At 43.4% G+C, this 10,436-nt stretch carries 8 protein-coding genes and 1 pseudogene; all 9 read right to left on the bottom strand.

The features are described 5' to 3' along the window. Positions 1 to 348: pseudogene (gene secA, locus L4C33_RS06605) on the bottom strand (preprotein translocase subunit SecA); the annotation flags it as partial. A 483-nt stretch (positions 349 to 831) separates the two neighbouring features. Further along, positions 832 to 1,749 carry a UDP-3-O-acyl-N-acetylglucosamine deacetylase gene (gene lpxC, locus L4C33_RS06600; RefSeq protein WP_428811645.1) on the bottom strand — a complete coding sequence of 306 codons (918 nt, stop codon included), beginning with the start codon at positions 1,747 to 1,749 and terminating at the stop codon, positions 832 to 834. Between the two features lie 97 nt (positions 1,750 to 1,846). Continuing rightward, entirely contained in the window at positions 1,847 to 3,076 is a 1,230-nt protein-coding gene (gene ftsZ / locus L4C33_RS06595) for a cell division protein FtsZ (protein ID WP_428811644.1), read from the bottom strand. A 31-nt stretch (positions 3,077 to 3,107) separates the two neighbouring features. Next, positions 3,108 to 4,373: a cell division protein FtsA gene (gene ftsA / locus L4C33_RS06590; RefSeq protein WP_428811643.1), complete on the bottom strand. Its 1,266-nt coding sequence runs from the start codon at positions 4,371 to 4,373 to the stop codon at positions 3,108 to 3,110. Then, positions 4,366 to 5,145, bottom strand: coding sequence for a cell division protein FtsQ/DivIB (locus L4C33_RS06585; protein WP_428811642.1), 780 nt, complete (start codon positions 5,143 to 5,145; stop codon positions 4,366 to 4,368). Before L4C33_RS06585 ends, ftsA begins: the two co-directional genes overlap by 8 nt. A gap of 191 nt (positions 5,146 to 5,336) precedes the next feature. Beyond that, positions 5,337 to 6,797: a UDP-N-acetylmuramate--L-alanine ligase gene (gene murC / locus L4C33_RS06580; RefSeq protein ID WP_428811641.1), complete on the bottom strand. Its 1,461-nt coding sequence runs from the start codon at positions 6,795 to 6,797 to the stop codon at positions 5,337 to 5,339. A 10-nt stretch (positions 6,798 to 6,807) separates the two neighbouring features. Continuing rightward, positions 6,808 to 7,872 (bottom strand): undecaprenyldiphospho-muramoylpentapeptide beta-N-acetylglucosaminyltransferase, encoded by a 1,065-nt coding sequence (gene murG / locus L4C33_RS06575; RefSeq protein WP_428811640.1) that lies wholly within the window; start codon positions 7,870 to 7,872, stop codon positions 6,808 to 6,810. Further along, a complete protein-coding gene (gene ftsW / locus L4C33_RS06570; RefSeq protein WP_428811639.1) occupies positions 7,859 to 9,076 on the bottom strand; it encodes a cell division protein FtsW in 1,218 nt (405 codons plus the stop codon). The genes murG and ftsW overlap by 14 nt, the downstream gene beginning before the upstream one ends. Positions 9,077 to 9,097: 21 nt before the next feature. Next, the gene (murD, locus tag L4C33_RS06565; protein WP_428811638.1) at positions 9,098 to 10,411 is read right to left on the bottom strand and encodes a UDP-N-acetylmuramoyl-L-alanine--D-glutamate ligase; all 1,314 of its coding nucleotides are present in this window, start codon (positions 10,409 to 10,411) and stop codon (positions 9,098 to 9,100) included. Positions 10,412 to 10,436 lie beyond the last annotated feature (25 nt).

Raw genomic sequence — 10,436 nt, 5'->3', positions numbered from 1 at the left:
TGCAGGAAGTGTCGCGGTAAGAGTTTTACCTTCACCTGTACGCATTTCTGCGATTTGGCCAGCATTTAGTACCATGCCGCCGATAAGCTGAACATCGAAATGACGCATGCCGTACACACGTTTAGATGCTTCACGAACTGTCGCGAATGCTTCAGGCAATAGGTTATCTAAAGCTTCGCCTTTTTCTAAGCGCTCACGGAACTCAACTGTTTTAGCTTTAAGCTCTTCATCTGAAAGTGCTTCAAACGTTGGTTCATAATTATTAATTTCTTTTACAATCTTTCTAAGGCGGCGCAGTGTTCTGTCATTGCGACTGCCAATTACCTTTGTCAGCAGCTTAGTAATCATTTGCTATGAATCTCTTCTTTGTCAGATCTTCTGCGATCTAGTTTAAATGCCGTCAGTCTCTACCAGTTATTAACTCGTTATTAGTTACGAACCATGAATACTGAGATAAATCATATTACTCAGATATTGGAGTGGAGAGTAGAGTTTTCAAGGCTTGAGTGAAAATATTGCCGCCTAGTGTAAGTAATTTTCACCTAGACAACCATCTTGGAGCTCATTTGTTTGATGTGCTTTGAAGTTTTACCTGTGATTGATGATGGATTAAACAGCCCAAGATTCATATTGGCGCAATCTTAGATTTAAAAAGCACTCCATCGACCTGTATTTCAGCATCCAATATATGATCTCTGAATACTCACAAGTATGAACGTAACGCTTTAGCGGTAATTAATTGCCACAATATTAGCTGTTCGCTTTCTTGAGTGATGAATTCCAGGCATAAAAAAACCAGACTTAAAGTCTGGCTTTTCTGGAATCTTATTTTTACGCTAAAACCATATTCGGTTCTGCAAACGCAACAGGTGAACCAGCTTCTTCTTCAAAAGTAGCCCACTCCCAAGCTTCAGCATCAGCTAACACTGCGCGAAGAAGTTGGTTATTTAACCCATGACCAGATTTGAATGCTCGGAACTCACCAATAATAGCGTGACCACACATGTATAAATCGCCAATTGCATCAAGAACTTTATGAGTTACAAACTCATTATCAAAACGCAGGCCTTCTTCGTTAAGGATTCGATATTCATCCAAAACAATCGCGTTATCGAAACTACCACCTAACACAAGGTTTTGTGATTGTAGGTACTCGATATCACGCATGAAGCCGAAAGTACGCGCTCGTGAAATTTCTTTTACGAAGCCTTGCGAAGAGAAATCAAACAACAAGCGTTGCTCATCTGACTCTATTGCAGGGTGGTTAAATTCAATTTCGAAATCCATACGAAAGCCGTTAAATGGAACAAATTCTGCCCATTTATCGCCATCTTCAAAACGCACAGGTTTCTTAATTCGGATAAAACGTTTAGCTGCGTTTAATGTTTCCACACCAGCTTGTTGAAGAAGATAAACGAATGGGCTTGCGCTACCATCCATAATCGGAATTTCCGGTGCATCTACTTCTACAATAATATTGTCGATACCCATACCAGCTAAAGCAGCATTTAAGTGCTCTACGGTTGAGATACGAACGCCTTCGTCGTTAACTAGTGCTGTACATAGCATAGTGTCACGAACAGAAGCCGGATCTGCTGGAAAATCAACAGGTGGATTTACATCAGTACGACGGTAAACGATACCTGTGTTTGCAGCGGCAGGTCGAAGAGTAAGTGTGACTTTACGACCAGAGTGGAGACCCACACCAGTTGTTTTCACAATTTCTTTCAGAGTACGTTGTCTGATCATCTGCTTGCCTCTAGTCATGCTACAAATCACGGTCGGTATGACACCGACCGCAAATTATACCGATAATTTTGAACACTGTCAAATTAGCGGTTATTTGTTAATCAGCCTGACGTCGTAAAAATGCTGGGATATCTAGATACCCACTTTCTTTTTCTGCTTTTGGAGCCGTGTTTTGGCTCGCATTCGCAGTAGAAGGTGCTGCTGACGGTGTTGGCTGTGGTTTCACTTGAGGTTTAACCTCAGTTTTCTCCTGCAATGGCTGTGCCAGTTTTTCTTCAACCTTAGGAGCAGACTGTGCTGAAACTTGAGGTTGAGATACTGGTGCCACTTTAGCCTTTCCACCGGCAACTAAAGTAATATCAGGTTTTTTCTCTGTTCCAATACCAGTTGCAACAACTGTTACGCGGATTTCATCCGTCATATCTGGGTCTAGAGAAGTACCAATAACTACAGTTGCATTGTCAGAGGCAAATGCCTTAACTGTATTACCCACTGTCTCGAACTCGTCTAAACGCATGTCTAAACCAGCAGTAATGTTCACTAGAACACCACGAGCACCAGCTAAATCGATATCTTCTAGAAGCGGGCTAGAAATTGCTGTTTCAGCAGCTTCTTCAGCACGGTCTTCACCTTTAGAGATACCGCTACCCATCATTGCGTGACCCATTTCCGACATTACGGTGCGAACATCCGCGAAATCGACGTTGATCATGCCTGGGCGAGTAATCAGTTCAGCAATACCCTGAACCGCATTTTTCAATACGTCATTCGCGCTAGCGAAAGCTTCCAGAAGAGTAACTCCGCGACCTAAAACTTTAAGTAGCTTCTCGTTTGGAATAGTGATCAGTGAATCTACGTGCTTAGATAGCTCTTCGATACCCTGCTCAGCAAACGCTAAACGCTTCTTACCTTCGAAACTGAATGGCTTAGTTACAACTGCAACAGTAAGCACTCCAAGTTCTTTCGCAACTTCAGCAATAACCGGTGCAGCACCTGTTCCAGTACCACCGCCCATACCAGCTGCGATAAATACCATATCGGCACCAGTTAGAACTTCTTTAATTCTTTCTTTGTCTTCGAGAGCTGCATCACGGCCAACTTGTGGGTTAGCACCAGCGCCCAAACCTTTAGTGATATCACCACCGATTTGAATTACGCTGCTCACGCTTGTTTTACGAAGTGCTTGTGCATCAGTATTTACACTGATGAACTCTACGCCTTCAATAGACTCACGTACCATGTGCTCAACAGCATTACCGCCGCCGCCACCAACTCCAACGACTTTGATTACTGCATCGTCAGACATTTCCATCATCGGTTCAAACATGTGTTATCTCCGTTTCTTCCTGCAACTCAGGTTAAAACTCTTTTTGTATCCAATTACGCAATTTCCCAAATAGTCCCGACATCGATGAGCTGCGTTTAGGTTCGCTATACTCACCGTCATCGTGCATTTGGCTGTCTCTTGCATAATGAAGTAAACCAACTGCCGTAGAATGATACGGCTCTTTTACGTACTCAGTTAAGCCACTAACTTCTAATGGCTTACCGACTCTAACTTGATTACGGAACACACGTTCCGCACACTCTACCAATCCGTCTATTTGTGCAGCACCACCAGTGAGTACCACACCAGCAGCTAAATGATGCTTGATGCCATCTTCACGAAGTTTAACTTGCACGGTATCGATAGTTTGATTCACTAAGCCCATAAGCTCAGTGTAACGTGGTTCAATCACTTCTGACAAAGTTTGTCTTTGTAAACTGCGTGACGGTCTACCACCTACACTAGGCACGTTGACTGTATCATCCTTGCTAACTAACTCACTCAGGGCGCATCCATAATTTACTTTTATTTCTTCGGCATCACTCACTGGTGTACCAAAGGCAAAAGCAATATCACTGGTTACGGCGTTTCCTGCGTAAGAAAATACTTCTGTGTGTCTTAATGCACCACCAGTCCAAATGGAAATATCCATAGTACCGGCGCCGATATCAACAACACACACGCCAAGTTCCCTTTCGTCTTCAGTGATTACCGCATTACTTGAAGCAAGCCCTGAAAACACCAATTGATCGACGGTTAAGCCACATCGTTCAACTGCTTTAATTATGTTCTTTGCCATATCGTTATGACAAGAAATCAAGTGGACACTCACTTCCATTCTTACGCCTGACAAGCCAAGTGGGTTTTTAATTCCTTCTTGGTAATCAATCGTGAACTCTTGTGGTATCACATGCAGTATTTTCTGTTCTTCACCGATTTTTATCGATTTAGCAGTATGGATTGCACGCTCCATGTCATCTTGAGACACCTCTTCGTCAGAGATTGTCCCCATACCTTTTTCAATTCGGCTTGCTATATGCTTGCCCGATAGTGAAATAAATACGCGACTGATTTGGCATTCAGCCATTAGCTCAGCTTGGTCTATAGCGCGTTGAACTGATTTCACTACCGACTCTAAATCGTTGACACCACCTTTATCCATACCTCGAGACGGGCTGCTACCCGAACCGATAATATTGATTTGACCATCTGGCAGTACTTCTCCGACTAGAGCTGATATGGTTGCAGTGCCTATATCAAGACCAACAATAATGTTGTCATCTGCGGTCTTAGTCATCTGTATTCTCTTCTAACTCTTGTTCTGGAAACCACCCTACAGCAGCTCCCGTATCATACCGGAGGTCGATGTAGCTAACTCGATTCGCTTTATCACCCAAGTCGGTATAAAGCGAAATAAAGCGCTCAACACGCTCATCTAAAGACTCTTTACCTAACTCTAAGCGAATTCCATTATCTAAAATCATTTGCCAAGCTCGGCGTTCATTTAATACAAGGGAAGTCACCGTTAAACCAAGTGTTTTAAACTGTGGGCTTACTTTTCGCCACTGTCCAATAACCATTTGGCTTGTTCCTTCTGGGCCATAGAGCTTAACTCTATCACCTTGAAGCATTCCGATATCGCCATTGAATACTTTACCCTGCTCATTCAGTAACATATTACCGTTCCAAATCGCAGCGACTTGATGTTCAGTAAGAAATACCTTTACGGTATCAGGCCACTGTTTACGAATCGAAACCTGAGACACCCAAGGTAGAACCTCTAAGCTGTTCTGCAACACATCGACATCTTGCGACATAAACGTGCCAATATGGTCTAATTGACCAAAAGCTCTCTGTACATCGTTGGCAGTGACATACGTCAAATCACCTTGAAGTACTATTTTAGAAAGCGGTAACCTTTGATCGTCCCACATCCAGCTCAGCGTGGTATAGAAGAGGAATCCAATAAATAGCAAAACAACTATTAAAAAAGAGCCGCCTACAGCGTGCTTTTTCAATAGTGGAATACTGGAATGTTGGCGGTATTCGTCGAAAGTACTTTCTACCAAAACCCGCAGTCCCTATCGTTGGTTCGCAATTCTATTCCCTATTCATATTTAATAGAGGCAAAAGCACTTACTTTAACCTTAGGATTATACTGAGCTAGCACAAACTATCAAACACTGAAACCAAGATTTGGGAACAATTTCAGCTCTATTATGAGAACTGAGCAGTTAACCACAGTCTGTGCGCTCTATCTTTATACGTTTAGCATCTTATTAATATTTAGCTCAAGAGTAGCCAGCTGTTTAGCCACTTTACCAACATCGCCAGCACCTTGAGTCAAAACTAAGTCACCGCCTTGTACAACATTCGCAAGAACTGAAGGCAAAGACGCAATATCTGGAACAAAAATAGGGTCAACGCGTCCACGACCTCGGATAGTGCGTGAAAGTGCACGTCCATCTGCGCCAGCAATAGGCTGCTCGCCCGCAGAGTAGACATCTAACAAAATCAAGACATCTACTTGCTCTAAAACGTTAGCAAAATCATCATAAAGATCACGAGTTCGGCTATAGCGGTGTGGTTGGAAGACCATGACTAAACGCTTGTCTTCCCAGCCACTACGAGCTGCCTGAATTGTCACATCAACTTCTGTTGGGTGATGCCCGTAGTCATCAACTAACATGGCAACGCCGTTACCCGTATCAAACTCACCTAAGTGATCAAAACGGCGACCTGTACCTTGCGTTCCTGCCATTGCTTTTAAAATAGCTTCATCGCTCACATCATCTTCTGTCGCAACCGCAATCGCCGCTGAAGCATTTAAAGCGTTGTGACGACCAGGAATGTTGAGTGTGATATCCAGGTTAGCTTTACCTTTACGAACAACAGTGAACTTACCTTGTTGACCTTGTTGATGGTAATTTTCAATTCGAACATCAGCGTCTTCAGAGAAACCATAAGTGATCACTTGACGGCTTACTTGTGGGATAAGCTCACGGACAACAGGGTCATCAACACACATAACAGCTTGACCGTAGAACGGTAAGTTGTGTAGGAAATCAATGAAGGTCTGTTTAAGTACTTCAAAATCGCCGCCGTAGGTATCCATATGATCAGCTTCGATATTCGTAACTATGCTTACCATTGGTTGAAGATGCAAAAATGAAGCATCACTTTCATCAGCTTCCGCAATAAGAATACGGCTAGAGCCTAAACGTGCATTAGTACCAACGCTTTTGACCAAACCTCCGTTAACGAATGTTGGATCAAGACCAGCTTCTGAATAAATTTGAGTAACGAGAGCGGTTGTCGTAGTTTTACCATGAGTTCCTGCCACTGCAATGCCATGGCGAAAACGCATTAATTCAGCAAGCATTTCAGCACGGCGAACAATAGGAATACGCAACTGGCGAGCCGCAACTATTTCAGGGTTTTCTTCATTGATAGCGGTTGAAACAACGACCACACTAGCATTGGCGACATTGCTTTCTTGGTGACCGATAAAAACCGTCGCACCCTTCTCCGTTAATCTAAGCGTCACTGGGTTTTCAGCGAGATCAGATCCGGTAATTTGATAACCCTCGTTTAAAAGGACTTCGGCAATGCCACTCATTCCTGCGCCACCTATTCCAATAAAGTGGATAGACTTTACACGGCGCATTTCTGGAACCATTGCTCGGATTTGAGCAAGGTCTTGAGTATGTTCAATTGTCATCAATTCTTTCTCATTCTTTTACTAAAGCACTAATTGCTTTAGCGACAGTCTTGTCAGCATCAAGCTTAGCAGCCTGACGAGCTTTATTAGCCATCGTTAGTAATTCTGTTCGGTCTAAACCCAAGATCGCCGCTGATAATTTATCAACAGTAAGCTCAGGTTGCTCAATCATTAGTGCTGCACCACATTCAACCAAGTGGTCTGCGTTGAGTGCTTGCTGGCGGTCTTTATGCATAAATGGGATAAAGATAGAGCCAACACCAGCAGCCGACACTTCTGATACTGTCAAAGCACCAGAACGACATACTAGCAAATCTGCCCACGCATAAGCTTGTGCAACATCATCAATAAACTCACACACTTCCGCTTTGGTTGCATCAGAGCTTTGATAAGCTAGCTCAACAGAAGATGCGTTATTTTTTCCAGCTTGGTGGCGAACGGTGAAGCCAGAACCTAACTTTCCTAGTACCTCAGGCATAGTATCGTTAAGAATTTTTGCGCCTTGGCTGCCACCCATAACTAAAATTCGGATATCGTCGTTACGACTTTCCATTCTTTCTTGTGGATCTGGTAAAGCGACGACATCTTCACGAACAGGGTTGCCAACAACTTCTGCCGTTGGGAATGCACCAGGAAATGCCTGAAACACTTTTTTAGCAATTTTAGATAACCACTGATTAGTTAAACCAGCTACTGCATTTTGCTCATGCAGAACGACTGGAACACCCGAAAGCCAAGCCGCGATACCACCAGGACCACTCACATAACCACCCATACCTAGTACAATATCTGGTTGCCAGGCTTTTATATGTTGGCGTGCTTGTATAATCGCATTCACAATCTGGAACGGTGCTTTAATAAGTTTTGTAACACCTTGTCCGCGTAGGCCTTTCACTTTAATAAAGTCGATTTCTATGCCATGTCTTGGAACAAGGTCTGCTTCCATTCTATCAGCAGTGCCAAGCCAACGGATTTCCCATCCTTCAAGCTGAAGTTTCTTAGCTACGGCTAAACCAGGGAAAACATGTCCGCCAGTACCACCAGCCATCACGAGTAGTTTTTTATTTTTTTTCATTCGATTCTCGTATATTCATATCATCAGCGTCTTCAGCATTTTGTACATCAATCAGGCGACACTCGTGATCTATTCTCAATAACATTGATACAGCTATTGCCATTACAATTAAACTAGAACCACCGTAACTGATCAAAGGCAATGTTAGGCCTTTAGTCGGCACAATACCCGCGGCAGCGCCAACATTAACTAAGGTTTGAAACGCAAACCAAATACCAATACCAAACGCCAAGTAACCACCAAATTGTTGCTCTTTTTCAAACGCTCTTTGGCCGATAAACACTGCTTTCAGAACTAGGCTAAAAATCAAAATAAGAACAAGTGTCACGCCAATAAAACCGAGTTCTTCGGCTAAAACAGCAAATACAAAATCGGTATGCGCTTCAGGTAAATATTCAAGCTTTTGGATTGAGTTACCGAGCCCTTGTCCAAACCAATCTCCACGACCAAAAGCCATCAATGATTGCGTTAATTGATACCCACTACCAAACGGGTCATTCCAGGGCTCCCAAAATGAGGTAACACGTCGAACTCGATAGGGTTCAACAGCTATTAGCCCTACAACAGCGGCAATACCAGCCACCATTAGAGCGATAAACTGAGAAAGCTTAGCGCCAGCGATAAACAGCATGCCAAACAGAGTGACTAACATTACAACAACGGTACCAAGGTCAGGCTGACCAAGTAGCAATAATGCAAACAGACCGAAAACGATGATTGGTTTACCAAACCCACCAAAGAAGGTCTTTCTTACTTCATCTTGCTTACGGACTAAGTACCCCGCCATAAAAATAAACAAAGATAACTTCGCAACTTCTGCCGGCTGTAAGTTAAATAAACCTAATGGGATCCAGCGAGATGCACCATTCACCGACTTGCCAACCGCTAATACTACGATCAATAAGAAAAAAGACAGGGCGAGTAAATACATGCTGTATTGAAACCAGCGCTTCATCGGGATCTGTAAAATAACGCCAGAAACACCTATCGCCAACATCAAGAAAATCGCATGGCGAAACATGAAGTGAAACGGCTGCCCCGTATAACGGAAGCTAATGGGAATCGAAGCCGATGTCACCATCACTAACCCCGTTAGCATAAGGCCTAGCGCAATCCACACCAATTGACGATCAAAGAGTGCGTCAGGTGCGGAATGGTTGAACCACCCTAATACGTTTTGATTTATTTGTCGGACACGCTGCAAACTACTTAGCCTTTAGAAGGGTTATGCATATTCACGAGCAAGCTCAGTAAACGCATCACCTCTTGCCATGAAATTTTTGAATTGGTCAAAACTAGCACATGCTGGGGAAAGCATCACCATATCGCCAGGTTTTAGTTGCGGAGAGATAACCTCAATCACACCTGACATAGTATCGAATGCTTTGGCTGATTCATGCAATGCCATAAACTCAGGTCCATCGACACCAAAGCAGCATAACCTAACAGGTAAATCATTGAGCACAGGCCTTAACTCACTAAAGTCAGCGCCTTTACCGTCACCGCCAACCAATAGGTACAAAGTGCCAAGGCAATCGAGGCCAGATAACGCAGCCAGAGTACTCGCGACATTAGTTGCTTTAGAATCGTTAACCCATTTAACCCCGTTATTATCAGCTACAACTTGGCAACGGTGCGTCAAGCCATTGTAATTTTTCAACGCATTAAGACTTAGCGAGTAATCAACACCGACTTGCTTAAGTAAGGCAATGGCAACTAACGCATTAGCCACATTATGACGTCCAACCAGTGTCAATTCTTTTGATGGAACGATAGGAGTGCCGTGATCAGATAACCATTCTTGACCTTGATGTTCAACAACACCAAACTCATTGTCGTCCAAGCCAAACGTTTGAGTGTTCATCTCCACATCAGGAAAACTAGCAGTATCTTCTCGATTAACAATCGCTAGATCTGCATTATCAAAAATACGTAATTTAGCGAGGCGATAATCATCCATTCCTTGGTAGCGATCCATATGGTCTTCAGAAAGGTTTAAGAATGCAGCGGCTGCAAGCTTTAAATTTGAAGTCGTTTCTAGCTGAAAACTGGAAAGCTCAAGAACGTACAGATCATCTTCTTGCTCTAAAAGCTCTAAAGCAGGAACACCAATATTACCGCCGACTCCCACTTTGAGTCCTGCAGCCTTAGCCATAACACCCGTTAAGTCTGTCACAGTACTTTTTCCGTTAGAACCAGTAATAGCAACAACTGGCTTGCTTACCGACCAGGCAAACAATTCGATGTCACCGACTACAGGAATGCCTTTTGCGAGGGTCTGTTGAATCTCGGGGGTAGAAAGTGCAATACCAGGATTAGCAACAACGAGGTCAGAACTAAGCAACCACTCTATATTCCAACTGCCAGAGTGCAGTTCAACTTGCTCTGGTAGTTCATTTTCTCCCGGTGGTTGCGCTCGGGTATCAATGACTTTCACGTTGCATTGAGGTTGGTATTTGGTAATGTGCTTAACGACTGAGAGCCCGGTAATACCGAGCCCTACAACCACTACATTTTGAATGTTTTGCCAATGTTCCATTTATGCTTAACGCTCTTTGTAGTTC

Origin of the sequence: Vibrio makurazakiensis (genome assembly GCF_050337375.1) — a bacterium.
Lineage (GTDB): Bacteria > Pseudomonadota > Gammaproteobacteria > Enterobacterales > Vibrionaceae > Vibrio > Vibrio makurazakiensis.
This window is presented reverse-complemented; position numbering and strand designations above follow the sequence as displayed.

What these genes read in the sequence shown, in the direction of transcription:
- lpxC (WP_428811645.1), bottom strand. Translation starts at nt 1,749, where the DNA reads ATGATCAGACAACGTACTCTGAAAGAAATTGTGAAAACAACTGGTGTG.
- ftsZ (WP_428811644.1), bottom strand. Translation starts at nt 3,076, where the DNA reads ATGTTTGAACCGATGATGGAAATGTCTGACGATGCAGTAATCAAAGTC.
- ftsA (WP_428811643.1), bottom strand. Translation starts at nt 4,373, where the DNA reads ATGACTAAGACCGCAGATGACAACATTATTGTTGGTCTTGATATAGGC.
- murC (WP_428811641.1), bottom strand. Translation starts at nt 6,797, where the DNA reads ATGACAATTGAACATACTCAAGACCTTGCTCAAATCCGAGCAATGGTT.
- murG (WP_428811640.1), bottom strand. Translation starts at nt 7,872, where the DNA reads ATGAAAAAAAATAAAAAACTACTCGTGATGGCTGGTGGTACTGGCGGA.
- murD (WP_428811638.1), bottom strand. Translation starts at nt 10,411, where the DNA reads ATGGAACATTGGCAAAACATTCAAAATGTAGTGGTTGTAGGGCTCGGT.